Annotated in this window: 17 protein-coding genes; 14 read left to right on the plus strand and 3 right to left on the minus strand. The window is 48.4% G+C overall.

Annotated features, from left to right (window positions below; genetic code table 11):
* The first annotated feature begins 18 nt into the window (after positions 1-18).
* The gene (locus AC6CHQ_RS01230; RefSeq protein ID WP_498080589.1) at positions 19-636 is read left to right on the plus strand and encodes a 3'-5' exonuclease; all 618 of its coding nucleotides are present in this window, start codon (positions 19-21) and stop codon (positions 634-636) included.
* 155 nt (positions 637-791) lie between these two features.
* Here the strand turns inward: AC6CHQ_RS01230 and AC6CHQ_RS01235 are convergent, their stop codons facing one another.
* Positions 792-2246 carry an S-layer homology domain-containing protein gene (locus tag AC6CHQ_RS01235; RefSeq protein ID WP_498080590.1) on the minus strand — a complete coding sequence of 485 codons (1455 nt, stop codon included), beginning with the start codon at positions 2244-2246 and terminating at the stop codon, positions 792-794.
* A 191-nt stretch (positions 2247-2437) separates the two neighbouring features.
* Here AC6CHQ_RS01235 and AC6CHQ_RS01240 point away from each other — a divergent pair, with 191 nt between their 5' ends.
* The 5 genes from AC6CHQ_RS01240 to AC6CHQ_RS01260 all read left to right on the plus strand — a co-directional run bounded on the left by AC6CHQ_RS01240 (position 2438) and on the right by AC6CHQ_RS01260 (position 7791).
* Positions 2438-3370, plus strand: a complete 933-nt coding sequence (locus AC6CHQ_RS01240; RefSeq protein ID WP_498080591.1) for a DMT family transporter — start codon at positions 2438-2440, stop codon at positions 3368-3370.
* Between the two features lie 227 nt (positions 3371-3597).
* Positions 3598-4704, plus strand: coding sequence for a nuclease-related domain-containing protein (locus AC6CHQ_RS01245; RefSeq protein ID WP_498080592.1), 1107 nt, complete (start codon positions 3598-3600; stop codon positions 4702-4704).
* Between the two features lie 193 nt (positions 4705-4897).
* Positions 4898-6094: an aminotransferase class I/II-fold pyridoxal phosphate-dependent enzyme gene (locus AC6CHQ_RS01250; RefSeq protein ID WP_498080593.1), complete on the plus strand. Its 1197-nt coding sequence runs from the start codon at positions 4898-4900 to the stop codon at positions 6092-6094.
* A 104-nt stretch (positions 6095-6198) separates the two neighbouring features.
* Positions 6199-7269: a CAP and S-layer homology domain-containing protein gene (locus AC6CHQ_RS01255; protein ID WP_498080594.1), complete on the plus strand. Its 1071-nt coding sequence runs from the start codon at positions 6199-6201 to the stop codon at positions 7267-7269.
* 36 nt (positions 7270-7305) lie between these two features.
* The gene (locus AC6CHQ_RS01260; RefSeq protein WP_498080595.1) at positions 7306-7791 is read left to right on the plus strand and encodes a VanZ family protein; all 486 of its coding nucleotides are present in this window, start codon (positions 7306-7308) and stop codon (positions 7789-7791) included.
* A 24-nt stretch (positions 7792-7815) separates the two neighbouring features.
* Here AC6CHQ_RS01260 and AC6CHQ_RS01265 read toward each other — a convergent pair whose 3' ends face one another.
* Positions 7816-8679 carry a hypothetical protein gene (locus tag AC6CHQ_RS01265; RefSeq protein ID WP_498080596.1) on the minus strand — a complete coding sequence of 288 codons (864 nt, stop codon included), beginning with the start codon at positions 8677-8679 and terminating at the stop codon, positions 7816-7818.
* A 253-nt stretch (positions 8680-8932) separates the two neighbouring features.
* On the opposite strand from AC6CHQ_RS01265, the gene AC6CHQ_RS01270 reads away from it, so the two are divergent.
* The 6 genes from AC6CHQ_RS01270 (at position 8933) to AC6CHQ_RS01295 (ending at position 18020) form a co-directional block, all read left to right on the plus strand.
* Positions 8933-10102, plus strand: coding sequence for a S41 family peptidase (locus AC6CHQ_RS01270; RefSeq protein WP_498080597.1), 1170 nt, complete (start codon positions 8933-8935; stop codon positions 10100-10102).
* A gap of 116 nt (positions 10103-10218) precedes the next feature.
* Positions 10219-11496, plus strand: a complete 1278-nt coding sequence (locus AC6CHQ_RS01275) for a nucleotide sugar dehydrogenase (protein WP_251239027.1) — start codon at positions 10219-10221, stop codon at positions 11494-11496.
* A 26-nt stretch (positions 11497-11522) separates the two neighbouring features.
* Positions 11523-12260, plus strand: a complete 738-nt coding sequence (locus AC6CHQ_RS01280) for a WecB/TagA/CpsF family glycosyltransferase (RefSeq protein ID WP_251239028.1) — start codon at positions 11523-11525, stop codon at positions 12258-12260.
* Positions 12253-13779, plus strand: coding sequence for a murein biosynthesis integral membrane protein MurJ (gene murJ / locus AC6CHQ_RS01285; RefSeq protein WP_498080598.1), 1527 nt, complete (start codon positions 12253-12255; stop codon positions 13777-13779). Before AC6CHQ_RS01280 ends, murJ begins: the two co-directional genes overlap by 8 nt.
* 16 nt (positions 13780-13795) lie before the next feature.
* Positions 13796-15100 carry an oligosaccharide repeat unit polymerase gene (locus tag AC6CHQ_RS01290; protein ID WP_498080599.1) on the plus strand — a complete coding sequence of 435 codons (1305 nt, stop codon included), beginning with the start codon at positions 13796-13798 and terminating at the stop codon, positions 15098-15100.
* A 289-nt stretch (positions 15101-15389) separates the two neighbouring features.
* Positions 15390-18020 (plus strand): Ig-like domain-containing protein, encoded by a 2631-nt coding sequence (locus AC6CHQ_RS01295; protein ID WP_498080600.1) that lies wholly within the window; start codon positions 15390-15392, stop codon positions 18018-18020.
* Positions 18021-18164: 144 nt separating this feature from the next.
* Here the strand turns inward: AC6CHQ_RS01295 and AC6CHQ_RS01300 are convergent, their stop codons facing one another.
* Positions 18165-19667: a DUF6056 family protein gene (locus AC6CHQ_RS01300; protein WP_498080601.1), complete on the minus strand. Its 1503-nt coding sequence runs from the start codon at positions 19665-19667 to the stop codon at positions 18165-18167.
* Positions 19668-19917: 250 nt separating this feature from the next.
* Between AC6CHQ_RS01300 and AC6CHQ_RS01305 the strand changes: the two genes are divergently transcribed.
* The gene (locus AC6CHQ_RS01305; protein WP_498080602.1) at positions 19918-21621 is read left to right on the plus strand and encodes an S-layer homology domain-containing protein; all 1704 of its coding nucleotides are present in this window, start codon (positions 19918-19920) and stop codon (positions 21619-21621) included.
* 187 nt (positions 21622-21808) lie between these two features.
* Positions 21809-23551, plus strand: a complete 1743-nt coding sequence (locus AC6CHQ_RS01310) for an S-layer homology domain-containing protein (protein WP_498080603.1) — start codon at positions 21809-21811, stop codon at positions 23549-23551.
* Positions 23552-23553 lie beyond the last annotated feature (2 nt).

Genomic DNA, 23553 nt, shown 5'->3' on the forward strand with positions numbered 1-23553 from the left:
AGAAGGCGGTGCATACCTATGGTAAACCCGAGGCGGGAAGTGGAAACTCTGCTGGAAGAAAAGATCCGTCAGCAACGCAAACAGGCACGGCCGCCAAGGCGGCCGAGACGATACAAGACTTCTGTGAGGAAAGCCGCAAGCTATGTAGTCCTGGATTTTGAAACAACCGGATTCCGTTCAGGCGCTGACCAGATCATCCAGATCGGCGCGATCAAGTACAAGGATCACGAGAAAATCGGCACATTCGAGACGCTCGTCAATCCGAAGCGTCACATCTCACCGAGAATCACCCAGCTGACCGGCATCACAAATGAATCCGTGAAAAATGCTCCGGTGATCGATGATGTCATCGGTGGACTGATCGACTTTATCGGAGATCTTCCGCTTGTCGCACATAATGCCGCATTTGATATGGGGTTCCTTTATGCCATAGAAGACTTGCATGGCATCCAGATCCCGGAATATACGGTTATTGATACAGTGCAACTGTCTCGTAAAGTCATTACAGAAACGCCTGATCATAAGCTGACGACACTGAGCAAATACCTGAAGCTTGAACACGATGCACACGATGCCGTCGGAGACTGCCTCGTCACTGCCAAGCTTTATCAGCACTGCCTTGGCGTCATCGGGTAAATGGCCTCCAGTATAAAAGTGAATAACTCCTACAAAAAAAGCCGCCACTTTTCCGGATTAGGAAGAGTGGCGGCTTTATTAATTTGAATGTTTTATTGAAATACAGTTAGAGACTTAAACATTCTATTAGAAACCTTTCTTAAGTAACATTTATTTTAATGATCTGTAACCGGCTCTGGAATATAAGGTTTCACAGGGTCTAAGCCTTTCCAGTGATCGAGCTCAAGATAATAAGCAATACCATCAGTGTTAAATGTAATGTTACCCCATTCAGCAGTGTATCTTACAGCAGTTGGCCAGTTTGGAGACTCATAAAGTCTATTGATAACATCATCATGAGGGAGAGGGTAGCCATAAGGATTGTCCTTGCCATAGGATAAGATGGTGTATTCAGGATCTACAGCTGTAACAAAGTCAACTGATGAACTTGTATTCGCACCATGGTTGCCACCCTTTAAGACTGTAGATTTGAGTCCGCCTTGGCTCAATAATAATTTTTCAATTTTCTCGTCTGCATCACTCATGAGAAGAAAGCCATTCTTGCTGTGATTGGCTTTTAATACAAGCGAAGCATCAGCATTATTAGAAGCTTCAGGATTTGTATAAAGTACTTCTACATCAAAGTCACCTACTTTAAACAAGTCACCGATTTCGGGTATAACTAACGAAATATCATTAGAGGCAATGGTTTGTTGCAATTCCAAATAGATGTCAGTATCGTCAGTTTTTCCTGAGTCAATAAATGTTTTGACTGGATAATTGTTAAGTACAGCAATTAGACCCCCGATATGGTCTTCGTCGGGATTTGTGGCCACCACATAGTCGAGCTCTGTAACGCCATGTGATTCGAGGAATGCAACTACTTTTTCCCCAGCCACACGTGGTCCACCATCGACAAGCATAGTTTCTCCCTTTGCACTTTCAATCAAAATGGAGTCCCCTTGGGAGACATCGATGAAATGAACTTGAGCATCGTTATAGCGCATGGCCTTGAATTGGTCATCCAAAAGACGTGCCATGAAGACTGCGAAGTGTTCCCGGGAAATCTCTATTTCCGCACCGAATCCCCCACCATATCCATTGGTGATGCCATGGGAGCCGATGATATCGATATAATTTTCCGCCCAGTGAGGAGGCAGATACGTCCTACTGTATTCTGGAAACTCATAATTTTTGTCCGCGATTTCCAAATCGTATGCTTCAACTAAAATTTTCGCCATCTGAGCCCGTGTCAGATGACCTGTTGGATCGAAGTACTTAGTTCCGTCCTCGGCTGTTTTACCTGATATGATACCGAGATCTACCGCCTTAGCGACTTCCCCGTACCCATAGCTGCCAGGATGCATGTCGGCAAACCCAGGATCAGGTGCGGTGAAGTCAGTAATGCCTTTTTCCCTTAAAATCATCTGTATGGCATTCAAGCGAATCACTTTGTTCTTCGGTTTAAACGTACCGTCAGGGTACCCATTAATTACTTTTAGGTCGGTCAGAAAGCGGATTTCATCCTTGTAAGCAAACACATCAGATAACATTTTATCAGCTGACGTGTTACTTAATGGCATAATAGTAAGTAGTAGAACGGTCGCCAAAAATAACTTGAGATTTTTCATTGCTCTCCTCCTATGTAGTTAAATTCAACTATTATCATACGAGGATAGATATGGTAAGTCTATTTATATTTTGAATTTATGAGTTTACTATCATTATCAGACTTTATAGCTGCGGCGGCTTTCTCCCGGTCTGCTATACTTACAGCTATGAAAGAACATGCCTTGCAGGCTGAGGAAAGGAAGACCGGTCCATGTGGAAGATTTATGTGATGCTGACGCTCGTGATGTTCATGTGGGGGCTGAACCTCCCGATGCTGAAGTATCTGCTTGAGTTTGTAGGGCCCGTCACGATGACATCCCTCCGGATCACCACCGCCGGGGTAGCCGTCTTCATCATCCTGTCGGCCATGAAAATTATCCGTCTTCCGCGCCGTTCAGAATGGATTTATATCATCCCGGGCATGTTGCTGAATGTCGTTGCACACCACTATTTCCTGAACGCTGGGCTGACAATGACCTCAGGCACCAATGCCGCCCTCATCCTCGGCACCGGTCCGTTCCTGACCGCAGTGTTTTCCTCGCTGCTGATCCGCGTGTTCCCGTCGAAGCTGCAGTGGCTAGGCGTCCTGCTTGGACTTATCGGTGTCAGCTCCGTCGTTCTTGCGGGAGGGGGGATGTCTGGCATTTCTCAGGGCGATGTATTCATCTTCCTGTCCATCGCCACTCAGGTGCTGAGCTTCCTGATTGTGTCGAAAGCAGCTGCGACACTCGACCCTCGGCTGCTGACCGCCTACATGCTTCTGATCGGTGGCTCCACTTTATTCGTCATCAGCTTGTTCACCGAACCGGGAGAACTTGCCGCGTTCGGCCAAGTCCCGCCGACGTTCTGGCTGATCTTTGGACTGAGTGCGTTATTTGGCACCGCCATCAGCCACCTGCTCTATAACTATTCCGTCGGACAGGCCGGCCCGACGAAAGCAGCTATATTTATGAACCTGAACACATTAGTCGCACTTCTCGGCTCGGCGCTGTTCCTCGGTGAAGTCATCACCATCCACCATTTCCTCGGCCTTATATTGATTGTCACCGGCGTCCTGTTCGGATCTGGTGCAGCAGAAGACCTGTGGAAGATGCGCCGCGCGCGGAAAGGGGCGGGGGAGCAGAATGTTGATGAAGTCGGGTGAGACGTTAACATACTTTGCTGAGACGTTAACATACTCTATTGAGACGTTAACATACTAGATTGAGACGTTAACATACCAAACCACGATTCTATTACGGCTCACCCTAAAACATTCTCAATATTGAAAAATCAACTATTGCGTCACGGCTTTCCTTCGCCTATGGTAAAGGAAACGAAGCCGGACGCTTTTTGTTTAGCGATCCCCCTCCGGCCTGAAAGGAGACTCAAGTGGATACGACTGACTGGGGGATTCATTGTCTGGAGCGAGCAGTCGCCCGTCTTCAACCGGAAGAACCGGTAGCAAACCACTTGCTAGGGGTGCCGACAGTTGAGGCGATGCTAGGCATCGCGACTGATGCAGGGGAGATCGAACTGGAACGAAAGCAGGTATTGGCCGACATCGAGTCGAGGCTATACCGGAAAAAAGCAGGAAGAGCAGGGGAAGAGGCCGTAGAACAGACACTTTCTGAAGTGATCTTTCCAGTAGGAACACAAGTTTTCAGAAACCTCTCATTGCTAATCAGGAAAAACTTCAGGATCGAAATTGATGTCCTGATTCTCACGCCGGTGTTTGCTCTGATTCTGGAAGTGAAGAATATCGCGGGTACTTTGAGTTTCAATGAAGAGGAAGGGAAGACCGTCCGAATCCGGGTAAATGGCGAGATTGACGAGTTCGATTGCTATGTCCATCAGCTGGATAGGCAGATCAGCGGGTTGAATCAGTTTCTGGCCATTCATCGGATCACTTTGCCGGTCCATGGCGTCATTGTCTTATCGAATCAGAACACCATCGTTAAAAAGCGGCCTATTACACTTCCACTCATATACCGAAAACAGCTTGCGCGACATTTTCGCTCTCTTATCGCAACCGGACCACCTCTTACGCCGAGGGCTTTCGACTATCTTGCCAGGTTGTTCAGCGAAGGGACACCGGAAAGTAAGGGGCTGCCGCTATGCGAGAAGATGGATTTCAATCCAGCACTTTTTCGTCCTGGCGTGCTCTGCCTGATATGTCACCGGCAGATCACGAACGCACGGATGCGCAGCTGGCACTGCAAAACTTGCGACCTGCCTGGAAGAGAAGCGGTTCGCCAGGCGGTTGAAGATCGCCTCATTCTGATTGAACCGAAAATCACGAACAAGCAATGCAGGGAATTTCTTCAGCTCCGGTATAGCTCGCAAGCAACAAGAGTCCTGAAGTCCTTGCAGCTCGTTATGAGCGGCCGACCCCCTGCAACCAGTTATCATAAGGAGGAAGCCGGTCCTCTGAAGTGGGCGGAAGACTATGTACTGAACGATTCTAGAGACATCAGAACAGGACGTGATGGTATGTGAACGTCTCAATAGAGTATGTTAACGTCTCACATCAGTATCGCAACGTTTCACTTCAGTATGTCAACGTCTCACATCAGTATCGCAACGTTTCACTTCAGTATGTCAACGTCTCACATCAGTATCGCAACGTCTCATCTTCTATCTGCTGCAGACACTCTCATACACTGGTTCTAATTCGGAAAGGATGATCACAATGGCACTCAGGATCAATCCGCTGGTGAAGAAGACGCCGCTGTCGGGGATCAGGCAGATGTCGAACCGGCTGCCGGCGCATCCGGGGGCGGTGAATCTGACGGTAGGACAACCGGATTTTCCGCCGCCGGATGAGGTGAAGGAGGCAGCGAGGCGGGCGATCGGGGAGCGGGCGACGGGGTATTCGATGAATGCGGGGTTGCCGGAGCTTAGGGAAGCGGCGTCCGCCTACTACGGCAAGAAGTATGGATTCAGTTACAATCCGGCGACTGAGACAGTAATCACTGCGGGCGGGAGCGGATCCATGGATGCAGTATTGCGGACGATCCTCGAGCCGGGGGATGAAGCAATCATCCCCGTGCCGATCTATGCGGGGTACGAGCCGCTGATCCGGCTGGCAGGCGCAACTCCGGTTTATCTGGATACCCGGAGGACCCGTTTTGTCCCGGACGCAGCCGCTCTTGAAAAATTGATCACTCCCAAGACGAAGGTCGTGATCTTCAATAACCCGTCGAATCCGACCGGTGTCGCCATCCCGAAAGCGGAGATGGACCGGCTTGCCGAGGTCCTCGCTAAATATGAGGTCTATATCCTGTCCGACGACATTTACAGCGAGAACACGTTTGACGCAGCGCATCAATCGTTTGGTGCCTATCCGTCGCTCCGGGACCGGCTTTTCCTGATCCACGGCCTATCCAAGTCGCATTCCATGACGGGTTGGCGAATCGGGGTGCTGTTCGGTCCTGCCGCAGTAATGAAGCATATCGTCAAGATCCATGCCTACAATGCGATTTGCGCACCGACGCCGTCACAGTATGCCGCAATCGAGGCGTATACAGGGAGCTCCGAGGCAACGGATAAGATGAACCGCGCTTACATCCAACGGAGGCGATTCCTTATGACTGCTCTAAAAAGGATGAATCTTCCGATTGTCCGCCCGACCGGTGCGTTCTATGCGTTCCCTTCGATCGAAGAATTCCCAATCACCTCGCAGGACTTCGCCATCAGGGCGCTTGAAGAGGAAGGGGTCGCAGTTGTCCATGGCAGTGCTTTTACGATGTACGGGGAAGGCCATATCCGGATTTCCTATGCAGCCAGCATGGAACAGTTGGAAAAGGGAATGGAGCGGCTCGGCACGTTTGTCCGGAAGCTGCGCGGAGACACCCGCACCATCGTCCCGGATCCACCAACAATGTAATCCTCGAGGACCTTCGAAAAGGGTCCTTTTTTCCTGCTCATAAAACCTTTAAATCTCCCCGGACAGGGTATTTTCATAGAAAGATACCGTGAAAGGGGCTTTCTATGCTGAAAAATTTCCTTGTCGCCATCCTGCTTGCCTTCTCGATCCCATCCGCCGCATCCGCAGATACAAAGAGTTTTACAGATGTCGGGCCGTCGTTCTGGGCCGCCGCAGAAATCCAGGAACTGGCGCAACTCGGTGCTCTGAAGGGCTATCCGGACGGGCGGTTCTACCCGAACAACCTGCTTACCCGTGCGCAAAGCGCCAAAGTGCTTCATGAACTCACAGATCCACAGCAGGCACCGCAGGGATTCCGCACTCAATTCACTGACGCCACGCCGAAGCACTGGGCTTACGGCTACATCCGTGACCTGACGCACAGTGGCGTATTCCGGAATGCGGAGAGTTTCCGGCCGGAAGAAAACCTGTCCCGTGCCCAGATGGCGAAAATCATTGTGGAATCATTCGACATCATCACCGATGACAATGACCTGTCATTCTTCGCCGATACGCCTTCCGGGGAATTCCATACGTACATCACGACCATTGCTGAACTCGGAATCACGACGGGCCGTGCAAACAGTCGCTTTGAACCGAATGGCAAGGTGAGCCGCGCCCAGTTTGCCGTGTTTGCGAGCCGTGCATTGGAGTTTGACCGGAAGCGCGATTCCGGAGAAATCGTCTATGACAAGGAAAGTGAACAGTATGTCGACCTGACGGATGCATCGCCGAATCCGCCTAGCCCTCAGGATGAAATCAGCCAGCAGACGATCGACCTGGTTAATGCGGAGCGCGAGGCTCGAGGCATCTCCCCGCTCACCGCCGACCCCGCATTGTCCATGATGGCCCAATTGAAATCGGAGGACATGGCACAGAACAACTACTTCGAGCACGAGTCGCCGACTTACGGCCAGGTGTGGGACATGGCGGTCATGTTCGACTACCCATTCACCCGCATCGGGGAGAACATCGCATGGAATCAGCAATCCGCCAAGGAAGTCGTCACCGACTGGATGAATTCGCAAGGGCACCGTGAAAACATTCTTGACCCGCGGTACACCCACATCGGAGCAGGGTTCGCGAAGAATGCGGAAGGAGAAACCTACTGGACCCATCACTTCTCGAGAAAATGACTTTTAAATCCAGTCCGTCTGGATTATGATGGTACTATGAAAAAATACCTATTTCTGCTGCTGATCGTTGCACTCCTGTTTTTATCATCCGGACAGACGTACGAACAGCAGTCACTGATTCCGAAACTGAAAGAGTGGCTTCCTGACCGTCCGCTTGAAGGTCTCCTTTCTGCACTCCAGGTACCGTATTGGGGGCAAACGATCTCTGTTGAGTCAAAGGGGTACTACCATTTCATCGAGTTCCTCATCCGGAAAGGGGCTCATATCGTCTCTTTCGGCGCGCTGGCTGCGGCAATCTTTGCCGTGCTGCCAAAGATCCGCTTCCGTTACCTGTTGGCATTCGCATTGACCGTCATCGCGGCAGTTCTGGACGAGTATCATCAGTCGCTTACGGGGGGCAGGACGCCTTATCTGGGTGATGTGGCGCTTGATGCATTCGGAGCGGCACTCGCCCTGAGCCTCATCGCCCTGCTGCAAAAACGAAATAAGATGCCCAAACAAAAGACCGCCGGAATTTCCTGATTGGAAATCCGGCGGTCTTATTGGTCAGCGGTTCATCGCTGAGCTGATGATGCTGCTGCGCATCGATTCTTTTTCCGCCTGGTACTGATCGCGGAAACTTTGTGCGTATTCCTTGCTGTAGCCATTTTGCTGAAGTTCGCTTTCGACTGCCCCGATCAGCTGATTGAACACGGCGTCGGTCTGTCCTTCAAGGGAAGCTGCCGCACCCATGTACTTCTGGTAGAAGTAGCCGTAGCTGATCGATTCACCATTGCTTTTCTTTTCGCTGTACTCAGCCTTGGCGCGTCCGACAAGGGAATTGATCTTGCCATGTGCCTGGGACTGGAGGCTTTCAAACGAAGGTGCATATTTGTTCTTGATCGCCGCGACGGTCGGTTTGGAGCCGGATGGCTGTGTGCTGTCGGCGGAACCGGAACCCGTGCTTCCGCCAGAACCTGCGCCTGCGCTTGTCCCTGATTTGGAACCGGATGAATTTCCGGAGCCCTGATTCTCAGAAGATGTCTGGCTGACTCCTGCTACGGCCGCCGAACCGGCACCGCCTGGTGTTCCTTCAGTGGAGACGATTTTATCAGTGCCGTCATCTGTGGCTTCACCAACAGCGCCCGATGCAGACCCAGCGCCTGATTCACCGGAAGCTGATGCATCTTCACCGGCTTCAGAATCGGAATCTTCTTCATCGGCGCTTGCTTCATCATTGTCACCACCGATGCTCGTGCCGTCCGGCAGTTCGATTGTATAGTCCTCATCCGTAATCTTTTCGACTTCCTCGTCCGCTACATCGTATTCCTTGAATTGGAACTGATAAAGCAGATAGCCCCCGACAACCAATACGACTGCGAACAGCCCAAGGAGAACTTTTTTCCAATGACGCTTGATGCCTTTTTTCATGTTGTGCATCCCTCCAGTCCTGCGATAGGCGTTTTCCTTAGTTTTGAATAGAGTAGCACAAATTAGAAGGATAATGAATCTTTTATGTCAGCACACCCGAAGATTGGGAGTTGCGGACCAGCCAACTTATGACAAATGCCCTGCCAATCAGACAGTTTTTCTGATTGTTTTTTTGTGGAGAGTCCATATCCTCTCCAGTGCCCCTACTGCTATAATAGAGAGAAACACTTGGGCAGAGGCAGGGGGGCTTGGGATGCGAAAGGTTGCAACAGTTTTAATTCTTATCTTCATGAGTTTCTTCGTCGGTCATCAAGCACAGGCAGCCATCGTTGATGAGATCCGATTTTATGTTAAAAACTATTATTATGGCGAGGTGCCGGCCGGCATCGAACAGATGAAGACCATCGATGAAATCATGAAAGGGCTGGACCCGTATTCCCTCTACATGACGAAGTCAGAGTATGCGTCCTACCTGAATAGCATCCATATTCCGGCCCTGTATGAGAATCTGACGGGTAATACAATGGTGAGTACAGTACAGCCGAAGGTAGATTCCCAGCTGCTGTTCGGCAATGTCGCCCATATTACAGTTCCCAGTTTTCAAGTGGAGACCCCGCAGGCAATCGTCAGAGAGTGGGAAAGTCTAAAAAAATCAGGAGCAAAATCACTGATCCTTGATTTCCGTTTTAACGGCGGGGGAACAGTTGCAAGTGCGGAGTCCATCATTGGCATGTTCAACAATGCCCCGAAAGCCTATACCCGCTACAATCGTGATTCTACTATTGAAGTGCCCGCTGCAAAGTCCGCGGTCAAATTCCCGGGCAAGCCTTATGTCCTGGTGAATAAATACTCCGCTTCCGCCAGCGAGCTGGTGGCGGCCGCTGTCAAAGACCAGAAGGCGGGCATCCTTGTAGGGCAGAAAACGTTCGGGAAGGGCAGTGTTCAAAGCTTTTTTGAACTGTCGGATGGCGGAGCACTTAAGCTGACTACGGCTCACTTTACCGGTCCTGGGGGTTCCGATATCCATGGCATCGGCATCACGCCGGATGTGCCGACGGAGTTCGGCAAAGAACTGGAATTTGCCCATACTGCGCTGACCAAGGCAGAGCTGAAGACCTGGAGGTATGCAGAAATTCCGGAAGTCGAAGCAGAGGCGCCGGGCGGACCCATCGAAGTCTCTTTTTCTCAGGAGATGAACTTTTCTGCTCCTGCCGCGTCCAATCGTGTGGAGCTGATCCGGATGGGAAACGCCAAGCCGGTTCCTGTCAGGGTTGAGCAGAAGGATTCGGGCACACTCAGGATCGTACCGGAAGTCGGGCTCGAAAAAAATGCTGTATATGTGCTGATGATCCATCCCCGCTTTGCGGACATAAGCGGCATTTATATGAGGGAGGGCGCATACCTGTTTATCCGGACAATGTGACAAAATCTTCTGTCCTCCCGCCTAAAGACGAATGCCGTCGCCTTGTGCTATAATGGGGAAATTGATTTGACCTTAACTTGTATTTGCAGTTTTGTATCAGGAAAGGAAGACTTGGAATGACGAAGAATCTTTGTGTCATCGGACTCGGCTACATCGGCCTGCCGACAGCGGTCATGTTCGCCAATCATGGCGTACGCGTTCACGGTGTGGATTTGAATCAGCGCGCAGTCGAGATGATTTCGAATAAACAGCTTCACATTGAAGAAAACGGCCTGCAGGAGCGCCTGGACAAGGCGATCGACAGCGGCATGCTGACGGTCTCTACGGAGCCCGTCGAAGCGGACGCGTTTATCGTCGCCGTCCCGTCCCCGATCCGTGAAGACCGCACTGCGGATCTTGAATATGTACGGAAGGCGACAGCGTCGATCGTTCCTTATCTGAAGAAGGGCAACCTGATCATCCTGGAATCGACGGTCCCACCGAAGACAGTAGAGGATGTCATGCTTCCGGAACTTGAAAAGTCCGGCTTTAAAATTGGCGAAGAGCTTTTTGTCTCGCATTCTCCTGAGCGGGTTATCCCGGGCCGTATCTTCGAAGAACTCGAGCAGAACGGCCGGATCATCGGCGGCATCAATGAAAAATCCGCTGAGATGACGAAAGAGTTGTACGAAGCATTCGTCAAGGGACCGATTGAGCTGACGGATGCGACCACCGCAGAATTGGTCAAGGTCATGGAAAACACTTACCGTGACGTAAACATCGCGTTCGCCAACGAAATGGCGAAAATCGGTGAGCACCTGGACGTCAATATCTGGGACGCGATCCGGTTTGCAAACTTCCACCCGCGGGTCAACATCCACCAGCCGGGTCCCGGCGTCGGCGGCCACTGCATCGCGGTTGATCCTTGGTTCCTCGTTGAACTGGCACCTGAGCAGTCGAACATCATCCATCTTTCCCGTAAAACAAATGACGGCATGCCGGAATTCGTCGCTGACCGGGTAATGGAGTTTGTAGGGGATTCGGAGCGGAAAATCGCCGTCCTCGGCCTGTCTTTCAAGGCAGACGTAGATGACATGCGTCAGAGCCCTTCTATCGATGTCATTAACAATCTGCAAGAAAAGGGCTTCACCGTCGCGTCATTCGATCCGCACGTGAAAGATGACAGCCATCCGACACAGGTCCAATCCATCGAAGAAGCGGCCGACGGAGCGGCGATGGTCCTCATCCTGACGAACCACAAGGAATTCAAGGATCTTGAGCCGGGCCAGGTTGCGGATGCCATGGACGAGAAGATCATCTATGACACGAAAAACTGCATCGACCTTGCGGCTTGGAAGGAAGCAGGCTTCCGGACATACCTGCTGGGAGACCATAAAGACAATACGAACGAGTAATCGACTCGAGCATACGGGTGAATCTAATGAAAGAACAATTTTTCGGGGTACAGGTCAATACGGAACGGTTCGATGAGATGCTCGACCTCATCTTTTCGCGCAAGCGGGAAGGGGAGAAGTCGTTCATCGTCGCGATCAATCCGGAAAAGCTGATGAAAGCGAGAAAAGACCCTGCCCTACACAAAATCTTGAATACTGCGGACTTCCAGATTCCTGATGGCGTCGGCGTGCTGATCGCTTCCCGGCTGAAAAAGGGGACGATCCGCGACCGCATCACAGGCGTGGACATGATGGAGCAGCTTTGCGCCCGGGCGGCAGAGACCGGAGACGGTGTCTTCCTTTACGGTGCAAAGCCCGGCGTCGCTGACCAGGCGTCGGCCGGACTGCGGGCGAAGTTCCCGGGACTGAACGTCGCCGGGACGCTCGACGGCTACGTCAAGGACGAGCAGCAGGTGCTGGACACGATCAATGCATCCGGCGCTGCCATTCTGTTTGTAGCCCTCGGCAGCCCAACGCAGGAAAACTTCATCATCCGCAACATGGAAAGGCTCGTTCCGTCCGTCTACCAGGGAGTCGGCGGGTCGTTTGATGTGTTCTCCGGAAACATCAAGCGTGCCCCGGCCGCCTTCCGGAAGCTGGGCCTGGAATGGCTGTACCGCCTTTTGAAAGAACCATCCCGGTGGAGGAGGCAACTCGAACTGCCGAAGTTTCTCATCGCGGTCCTAACCGGCCGACATGAGAAAGGCGGCGGTGTCAATGAGTAAGCTGAAGGTTGCGTCGATCCTGTTCCTGTTCTCGACTTTTGTCTTGAAATTCTCAAGCATGATCCGCGACCTTGTCATCGCCGGCCTGTTCGGCGACTCCTATCAGGCCGATGCCTATCTGGCTGCGATGACGATTCCGAACGCATTTGTCCTTTTTCTCCTGACGGGGATGAAAGATGCCTTTCTGCCAAGTTATTATAAGTTCAACGCCATTGGCAGGGGAGAAGAGCACCTGACGAATATCGTGAAGGGAACGTTCTGGATCACGCTTGGTGTTTCAATTCTGGGCGTGCTCCTGTCCGGCCCCATCATCCGGCTGTTCTACCCGAACTTTGGGGAGTTCGAACATGGATTCGCCATTGCCACCGCAACGGCGGCACTCTATTTCGCATCACTATGTATGGTAGGCGTAAACGCCGTTTACGAAGGCTACTTTGACGCGAAGAAGAAGTTCTCGTTCAGTGTCTTTTCTCAGACGAGTGTCGTTCTAATGACGATCCTGTTTGCTGTTCTCTTCCACGAGCAGCTCGGCATCATCGCCATTCCTGTCGGCTACTTTGTCGGGACGATTGTCAGTCTGCTTTTGAAAGTCATTTACCGGACCCCGAAGAAGTTCCTGAACTGGCAGCAGAAGTTGGACATCGGGGAAGTCTCGGACTTTTACCATATTTTCTGGCCGGTCGGGCTGACGATCGCCGTCGGTCAGATCAACCTGATGGTCAACACTTTCTTCGCAGCCGATCTCGGGGAAGGGGTCGTGTCGAACCTGAACTATGCGTTCCGGCTCGTCAACATCCCGCAGGCGATCTTCGGCGTGACGATTGCGACGATTGCATTCCCGATCATTGCCGAAGCACACAACAAGAAAAATCCGGCCCTGTTCAAGCGGGGGCTTGAAAAAGGGTATCTGTACCTGCTTGTTTTCCTCACACCGATGCTGGCAGGCATGTGGTACCTCATGCACGAACTCGTCGGAACAGTTTATGAGCGCGGTGCCTTCTCGGCAAGCGCGACGAGCCTGACAACCTCCTATGCGGTGCTTTATATCGGATCGGCCTTCTTCTATAGCATCCAGGCTGTCACCGCGAAGGGCTTCTACACACTGGAAAAAGGGCATTACATGATGCGGGTGGGATTGATTTCGATCATCCTGAACATCTTGTCGAACTGGATCTTCTCCCAATTCTACGGGGCACAGGGGATTGCGCTGTCCGCTTCGATCGTGGCGCTTCTCTATTGTGCGATCACCTTCTCGACGCTCTATAAAGAAGTTGGAGGATTCGATGTCCGGTATCTGCTTCGGAACACCGTACAGATTATTCTCGGTGTCGCTGTGATGATGGCTTATCTGTACGGTTTCGATCTGCTGGTTCCGGGGTCCGAAGACTGGCACCGCATCATCCGCCTGGTCGTCCTCGGCATTTCAGGAGCGATTGTCTATTTCGCCGTCATGCTGCTGTTCCGAAACGAATTTGTGAAAGAGATGCTAGCCAAAGGAGGAACACCATCATCCCGCTGATGATGAACCATTGACTATGAAAACATTAAAAAACTTCGTCGGCCGGCTGAACCGGATCGACGCATTCTCACCCTATTTCTTTTTGCCATTTGTACTGGTACTTTATTTTGTCGTCAGCCTCTTTGACTTTCACCGGTTCGCCTACTTCAATGTAAGAGAAACCATCTGGCCGGCGGTGATCCTTTCACTGGTCGCGTATTACATCGGTGTCTGGATCACGGATAAAAAAGGCTGGACGTTCCCGGGCTTCGGGCTCGGATTCATGAAAGGTAAGACAGTTTGGGTGATCTGGGTTCTGGCGATGATCGGCGCGATTGCCTACGCGGCGATGCTCGCGACCGGTCAGGTCGGTCTCACTGACGAGTCTGTCCGCCGCAACCTGGATCCGAAGCTGAACCTGCTTAGCCAATTGCTCTGGTTCGGAGTTGTTCTTCTCCTTTCTTACAAGATCATCCGCGACAAGGAAATGTCGAGGAAGAAGATGTGGATCTACGGTACGATCTACTTCGGGGCAATGGTCCTATTCCTTCTCATGGGGTACCGGACGCCGATTGCGGTCATGCTCTTTACCGGTCTCGTCATCTTCCACTACGTCATCAAGCGCATCAAGCTCACATGGCTGCTTGCCGCCATGTTCGTCGTGGCGCTGTTCTTCTCGATGTTCGGCTTTATCCGGGTGCTGACGGAAGATACAACCAAAGAGTTTAACAGCCGTGAACAGCCTGACGTCGTACTCGAAGAGGAAAAACAGGTTGACCTGAGAACAGATGAAGAAATCGTCAACGAGACTCCGAAATGGGTCCGTCAGATGAATGCCGAGATGGTCACAGGTCATATCGTCCTTTCCAAGATCATTGAGTACACGGGTAATGAAGGCTACCTGAAAGGGTCAATCCATGGCGGCATCTTCGGCACCGTCTTGCCTGGCGAACAGATTTCCCCTCGCATGAAGGTCACCGAAGTCGTCAACTCGATCAGCGTTGAGGACGGCCGTTACATCACACGCCCAACCCGAACGACGACGCCTACATACATCGGCCAGCTGTTCCTGGACGGCGGATACCTCTTGGTAGCGATCGGCTTCCTTCTTTATGGAATCATTGTAGCTATGCTTTATAACCAAGTTCAGACAGCAGGCGTCCGGAGTTATCAGGCTGTTGCGTTCGCATTTGTCATGACGATCTTTACAGTCTCGTTGCATACCGGCCTGCTCGACCTCATCTTTATCCTGATGATCGGCTTTGTGGTTCTGACAGCTGCCATCGAATTCTCGGGCAGAAAAAAAGACTTGAACAAATCTCTGCAGCGCGATATACTGTAAGCGCCCATAGAATAAGTTCCTTGTTGCATATAAATACTGGTCATAGAAAGCGGAACGGCATCATATACTGATGCCGTTCCGCTTTTTTTGGTACAAAGATACCATCAATTATGATAATATTCGATTATCTTCCGCAAAATACCCGAAACCAAATGGAAATCATACTGAAATCCGTTGACATCGTATTGTAATACTCTATAATGAACATTGAGCATTCTATTACTCTGCCATTCTGGCTGCAGTGATAGAGATGGCATCATTTCTTTAAATCTAAGGAGGAACATATTCTATGGCAACAAAAACTTACAAAAAGTTTTTGACTGGCGCAGCGACAGCCGCAATGGTCGTATCCGCAGTAGCACCGGTTGCTGCACAAGGGCAAGAAACAGCGAACACAAAGGCTTTCTCTGACGTAGGTCCGAACGACTACTTCATGGAAATCACAGAAGCGAACGAACTTGGTTTCGTCTCCGGTTACACTGGTGGACCAAACGCAGGTAAATTCCTTCCGTACGCAAAAATCACTCGTGGTGATGTTGTAAAGATCCTTGCTAAATACGTCCTGCAAACAAAAGAAATGACTCTTTCTGAGTACGCAGAAGAGTACGATCTCGCAAGCGTTGAAGGCTTCTCCGACCTTCCGGACAACTTCGCAGACGCAGAGCTCGTCAACTTCTCGAAAGTTGTTAAAAACGAAGGAATCTTCGTTGGTTCGAACAACAACCTGATGCACACAACTAACATCCAGCGTCAGCAAATCGCTTCCGTACTGGTTCGTGCTTTCAATCTTCAAGACAAAGAGGGTACACCTAACCTGACTGACCTTGACAAAGCATTCGCGAGCCACGCTAAATCGGTAGAAATCTTCGCTGAAAACGGCGTAACTAACCAAACTACGTTCCGCCCGACTGAAGATGCAAACCGTGGTCAGTTCACATCCTTCCTGATGCGTGCATTCAAAGTGAGCGAAGGCCTTGTTCCAGACCTTCCACTCTCGCCAATCGAGTCCGTTAATGACCTTAACGACATCACAATCAAGGTAGGCGAAACACCAGACCTTCCTGAAACTGTTGGTGTTACATTCGAAAACGGCTCTACTGGTACAGCAGATGTTGAGTGGAACACAGAAGACCTCGATAACACTAAAGCAGGCACTTACACGCTCACTGGTGATGTAGAAGGCACGGACCTAACTGCCTCTGTTAAAGTAATCGTTGAATCCGATGAGCTTGGTGATGTTACAGAAGCAGCAATTACTACGACTGTTGTCGATGATGACAAAGACAAACAATTCATTGAGTTCACAGTCAACGGTAAAAGTGTAAGTGTAAATGACCTTGTAAATCAATATGGATATAAAGTACAATTCCAGGCAACAGAAGCAGTATTTGAATCCGGAAACGAAACTGCCGCTACTACATCCCCAACTGGTGAGATTGCAGAAGGTGCTGTAAAAATTAACGATGAGTTTGAAGTGAAAATTGTTCTCACTCGCGATGGCAAAGTAACTGAATCCGAATTCGCATCTGTCAAAGTTGTAAACTTGAATGCTACTCCGGAAATTGGTGATCTCTCTGTAATTAATACAACAGGCAACTTTACGTTGAACAGTGATACATTGGTTATCGGAGAGTCGTATGATGTTGGTGACTTGGTTTCTGAAACAGGCGCTACTATCTACAACTCTGGAATTCCAGTAGTATTCTCTACTTCGAATCCTGGTATTGCCCAAGTTAACAGTGAAAACGGCAATATCACTCCAATCGCACCAGGCGATGTAACAATTACTGCTACTGTTGGCAATAAAACTGCTTCAGTAGATTTGACTGTAACAAACGAAGAACGCGAATTGGCAACAGCTACAGTTGCACAAGATAGCTATAAGCTTGCACAAACTGCTAGCCGAACAGTAGGCGTTACCGTTCAGGACCAATACGGCGATCCATTTGTATTCGAAGATGGTGATATTGAAGTCACTACTTCTACTGATGAGTCTAATCAAGCTATTACCGTAACTGGTAAAGAAGTTACTTACGAGGCTCCAGGTTCTGGTGCACTAGTAATCAATGTTTCTGAAACAGCCCCTAAAGGTGAATACGAAGTTTACCTTCGTGCAGATGATTTCACTGCACCACTTGATACAATTGAAGTAGAAGTAACTGAAGGAAATACAGTTGTTTCGAAAGAGACAAAACTAGAGCGTTCTGCTGTTGCAGACCTGAATGTAAATGAATACACCGTAGATGGTGGATTTGTTGCTACTGCTGACAGCGAAGCTCAAGAAGCTGCAACTACTGTACAATTGACTGGTGTAGCAGGCACATATGTTGTCGAAGTTGCAGACGAAGATATCGCACAGCTCTCTACAGATGCTAATGGTGAAATCACAGTAGTTGGAAAAGAGAACGGTACAACTGATATTACAGTTTCTCTTGATGGTGTACTCATCGATACGTATGAGTGGACAGTAAACATCCCGACTATTGAAGTTAAATCTGTTGAGTTTGTAAAAGCTCCTACAGTCATCGCAGAAGGTGAGCAGATTAACGTATACGATGTTCTCGACATCGAGCGTGTTGATGAAGATGACATTGTTGAAGGAATCGAATTGAATATTGAGACAACATCTTTCGTACGCAAACGTACTGACAACGATCAGATCTATCTTGATGTTAATGATAACGGTCAGTGGGATGGCGACGATAGCAAAGATGTATACCTTGGAGACTTCACTGTGCTTAGCGCAGACTTCGATGAAGATCGTTTCGAAGCTCCAACAGATGCTACAGAAGCATATACTTTCACAACCGCTGCTGGCGATGAGGGTGTTATTGTCTTCAAGTTTACAAAAGCAGATGGAGATGTAGTGGCTTCTACAACTGTCAATGTAGACGTACCTGGTAATTCGGTCTCTGAGTGATAATCTCAGTAGGGCTACCCATACATTGGGTAGCCCTATTTCTTTGGAGAAATATTATCTTGGCTAAACTTTGGAGCAACATAATGAGAGTGATAAAATAAAATCCTCCTTTGGCAGTAACCATAAGAGGACAAAAGCATAATCTTACATCGATTCAGGGAAGAATGGTTGAACAGAAATATCTGCTCTATTCGGAATACTGTAGTAGTTTCTATAATGATCAATGTGAGAGTTATCGGGTAACGGTGTAGGCATCCAGTGATACTGAGGGAATGGTAGCTCTTTAATTTCGATGGTTTGCCGATCCTGATCTAGGGCATTTTGAACTTCAGTAATCCGGGCGCGGTCCGTGTGTCCGTTCATCCAAATGGTAAATGTATAGAAAATAGTGAGGATAGCAACTGTTGAATAGATCGGCACACTGGATAATCTTAGGTTTATGTCGCTTTTTTTGATCAATTGTGAGGATAGCTCTGTTCCAATCAACACGAAAAAGACATAGGCACTAAAGGCGACCCTTGGTCCATATGGATAAAGGACGGCAAAAGGCGCTGTCATGAGCAGGATTCCGATCGTGTAAAAAGCGAATCGGGTCCTGCTTTTTGTGTTTGGCGAGAAGATGTATAATGCGGCACTTAATGCAAGGTAGTAGAGAATAAATAACAGGGCTTCTGCATCTACTGTGTATTCTCCAAAGTAATAATCTCCTAGGGCAGGCTTGATTACCAGGAAGAAGGCGATGACTGCAAGGAAGATTGTCATGGTGCCGTATTTTAAAGCCATCTTAAGATTTTTGCCGTCAGTTTCCTTTTGCACTAGGAATAATAGCAATAGACCCGAGAGCACGATGTGAATGGCGTAACTGTCGATAAAGAGAATTGGCGTAATGGACTCTTTAAAAATACCAAAGAACAGTTCCGGCCGATCTGCATACACAACTCTCCCATGAGAAGCCTCCCCACCAAAGATACTGGCATAAGCACGATTTGAGAGCATAATGCAAGTGCCGATAATGGATGCCACTGCATAAGTCAGATGAATGGCATAGACCTTTTTAAAGCGAATCATTGTATATAGAATGGTCATGGACGCTGTAATAATTACAAACAATGTCACGTGTTCCACAACCAGCGGAGTTAAAAGTCCTAGTAAAGCCATCATCGGGATGTCTTTCTTTAGAAACTTTGGCTGCTCTTCCGCATCCAGTAGCTTGTGGTTAATAGTTATGTACATGAGAAGTAAAACCGCAGAGAATACATAATTCACGTAGCCTGACAGCCAGCCGAACGTTTGGCCAAACATGTTCGCTGGAACAATCAGAAACAAGATCAAGGCAATCATCGTCCTCATTCGTCTTTCTGAAGGCTGGCTGCCGAGGCGGCCGATGAGCATGATAAGCAGGGTGGAAACAAGGGCCATGAAAAGTACCCTCAACCATTGAACCTTCGCTAGAATGATGACGATTGTATTGCTTAAGTAGCGGCCATTATAGTTGTCAAACCAGTTTTTCCACTGTTCTTCACCGAAAGCCGATCCCCAGGCCCAATCATCTCCTCCCAAAGGTGTATTGTAAGCTAAAAAGCCGAAAAAAATGAAAGCAACCACTGCCAATATAAAGGTTTTCATGTTTGCAGGTTTATTTAACATTCCTTCAATCCTTCCGTCTCTATCATCTTTCAACAATCCTTTCAATGATACCCAGAGGGTTAAACAACCGTCAATATTAGCAGAGCACTGAAGATAGTTTTACCGGTGAGGTTTGGCTGGCAATAATACACACGCATTGATATCTTAATTTCAATAAATCTCCTTCTTTAGCCAATGAACGGTAGTTTAATAGTAATATTAGTTATAGGAACAATTAAGTGCCCTATAAACAATTAAGGAGGAAAATATTTTGAACATAAAGACATACCGAAAATTTGGTGCAGTAGTCGCGTCTTCTGCAATGATGGCGACGGTGGTAGCACCTGTATCTGCCCAGACACCGGATGTGGGGAAGAACGCTGCTTATACGGACGTGCCGACTGATTATACCCATTACCCAAGTATCTTGGAAGCCCGTATGCTCGGTATACTGTCAGGTTATGGGGGTGGGATTTTTAAGCCTTATCAGCCTCTGACCCGTGCCAACGTGGTCAAGGCGCTTGGGAAGTATGTGGTGGAGAAAAGCGGGAAGGAGATTGAAGACTTCAATCTGACCCAGGTTACACCATTTAATGATGTGCAGTCCGATTATCCGGATGAAGAGCTTTATACATACTCACTGATCGTCAAGCAGGCCGGCATCTTCCAGGGGAGCAACAATAACCTGATGCCGACAAACCTGATCCAGCGCCAGCAGATGGCACAGGTACTGGTCAATGCATTTGGTCTTGAAGATTTGTCTGACAAGGAATCGAGCGTTAAGGATAACGCCAAAGCTTGGAAAGATTTCCGCGAATCAATTGATATTCTTTCCTTGAATGGCGTAACGACCGAGGAAAACTTCCGTCCGTCTGAAAGCACGACGCGCGGTCAGTTCGCATCGTTCCTCGTTCGTGCCTACAAGGTCTCAGAAGGATTGGATCCAAGATCTCCATATCCTTCTCTTGTGGAGTCTGTTCACGCTCTGAAGGACATTATTATAACAGTTGGAGAAATGCCTAACCTGCCAAAAAAGGTCGGAGTTACGCTGGAAAGCGGTGTGGATTCGACGGGAGTTGTCGATTGGAATACAGCCAATTTCGTTAAAGACAAAGTTGGTACGTACACGCTCACGGGGAACGTGGCTGATTCTGATTTGGCTGCTTCTGTTAACGTAATTGTTAAAGAACCTACGTATATTGATCCTGCAACGATACAGGTCGAAGATAATGTAATCACTATTGACTATGGTCAGGCCATGACCGACTCTGCTTTTGATCTATCAAACTATAAGTTTAATGGTGGGCCAGTGCCTTCTGGTACTAAGATTGTTGCTGATGACAATCGTGTACAAATTACAATTCCAAGACCACAACAAACCATTCATGACGACATAGAATATACATTTGAGATTACACAGAATGTAAAAACGCAAAGGGGTGATATCATTATCGCCAATGCTTTCTTGGAAAGCTTTGAAACAGATGGACCTGTTAATGTGGCTGTAAAGGGTACTTTTGATGATAATGTATCCCCAACACTTGTCTCAGCCCATTATGTAATCCCCTCTGCAGACTCTAAAACCACCGATCAAATTCAACTAACATTCTCTGAGGAAATGAGTCAAATCTATTTGAAAGTACCAAGCCAGGTAGACCCATCGCAATGGGACTATTGGGAAGAACAAATATCCCGTAATTTTAGGTACCTTCAAGATGATTTTATCTTTGAGGTAGGAGGACAACAGGTTAGTCATTATTTCGGTGCTGTAGTAGAAGGTGAAAAAATTTATATTTCTATTCCGCCTATGGAAATTAACCAAGAATCAACAATCACAATTGTGCCGGAAGGAGAGGAGAACGAGGTATTATTGATAACTGATGATTCCAGAGGCGGAAATGCAGTGGTTGCACCAGTTACTAAAACGATTACCAAGAATGACGTGTTAGTAATTGATTCAGATGTAACTTCCTAGTGAAATCCTTTAACCTATTAAACAAGGGAAAGGAAAGTCTCTCCACTAACTTAATTTAAAGAGTAGGGCCTTGCTGTCAATAGAAAAAGGACTTAAAGGAAGTCATAGATTTTCAGAGCACATTATGCAGTCAGCGTTGTTTAGGTGAAAGGGCTGTGACCCGTGCAAAAATAAGGAGGACTAGATTATGAACAGAAAGACATATCGCAAATTTGCTACAGTTGTGGCATCTTCGGCAATGATGGCAGCTGTGGTATTGCCTGCAGCTGCACAAACTACGGATGTGGAACAGGAGGTTAATTATTCGGATGTTCCAACGGATTATACGCATTACGCAAGTATCCTGGAAGCCCGTATGCTCGGTATACTGTCTGGTTATGGGGATGGGGTTTTTAAGCCTTATCAGTCATTGACTAGAGCCAATGTGGTCAAGGCGCTTGGAAAGTATGTGGTGGAGAAAAGCGGCAAGGGGATTGAAGGCTTCGATCTGACCGAGGTTACACCGTTTAATGATGTGCAGTCCGATTATCCGGATGAAGAGCTTTATACATACTCACTGATCGTCAAGCAGGCCGGTATCTTCCAGGGCAGCAACAATAACCTGATGCCGACAAGTCTGATTCAGCGTCAACAGATGGCTCAGGTGCTGGTCAATGCATTCGGCCTTGAAGATTTACCGGACAAGAAAACCAGCGTCAAGGATCACAGCAATGCTTGGAAAGATTTCCGCGAATCAATAGATATTATTTCTAAAAATGGCGTGACTACGGAAGAAAACTTCCGTCCGTCTGAAAGCACTACACGCGGTCAGTTTGCTTCGTTCCTCGTTCGTGCCTACAAGGTCTCGGAAGGTCTGGATCCGAAAAAACTGTATCCGGCTCCGATAGTGTCCGTGGAAAACCCAGCGGAGATCATCATTACTGTAGGGGAAACACCAGAACTTCCTGAAACGGTTGAAGCGACTCTGGAAAGCGGTGTTAAAACCGATGTTACTGTCGAGTGGGACACAGACAGCCTCAATATTGAAGAAGTGGGTTCGTACACACTAACAGGTAAAGTCGCCTCTACAGAACTGACAGCAGCAACGAAGTTGACCGTTAAAGAACCAACGTACACGGAAGTAGCTACATTTGGGGGAGGAGACAATGTAATCGTAATTAGTAGGAGCAATTTGAGTGAATCTGCTCTAAACCCATTGAATTACAAGTTTAATGATGGGCCACTCCCTTCAGGTACCAAGATTAAGAAGGGAGATGGAGGGGGAGTAATTATTACACTTCCAAAACCCCAAGAAATAATTCATGAAGATATTCCTTATACATTCGAAATAACTCAGAACGTAAAAACCAACGATGGGGAAATCATTACCGGTAACGCCTTCGATAGAGATTTCGAGGAAGTAGGACCCGTTAATGCATCTGTGACTTCGGCTTTTCACGATAATGTCCAACCAACCCTTGTATCGGCTAACTATGTTGTTACTTCTGCTGATTCTGAGACTGCTGATTGGATCCAATTGACATTCTCTGAAGGAATGGCACCTGTATTTTACGACATGGATGCTATTGATCCAGAGGACTCGGTTATGATGGAGTTTGCTGGCCATCAAAACGATAGTAACCGCCACTATGTTAGAGATGATTTTAACTTTAAAGTAAACGGGACGGAAGTTAGAAAGGATCTGTTCCTTGAAGAAGACTTTTTGATTGATGGTGAAAAGATTTATATTTCGATTCCACCCATAAATATTAACCAGAATTCAACGATTACACTTGTGCCGGAGGGTGAAAACAATGAGAGGTTTATGATTACTGATGACTCACGCGGGAAAAATCCGGTGATGGCACCAGTCACCAAAACACTGACAAAGGAAGATGTTGTAGTCATCGACCCAGATGTCGAAATAGAACCAGATTTAATTATTGAGTAAAT

The sequence above is a fragment of the Bhargavaea sp. GQ12 genome (genome assembly GCF_059758705.1).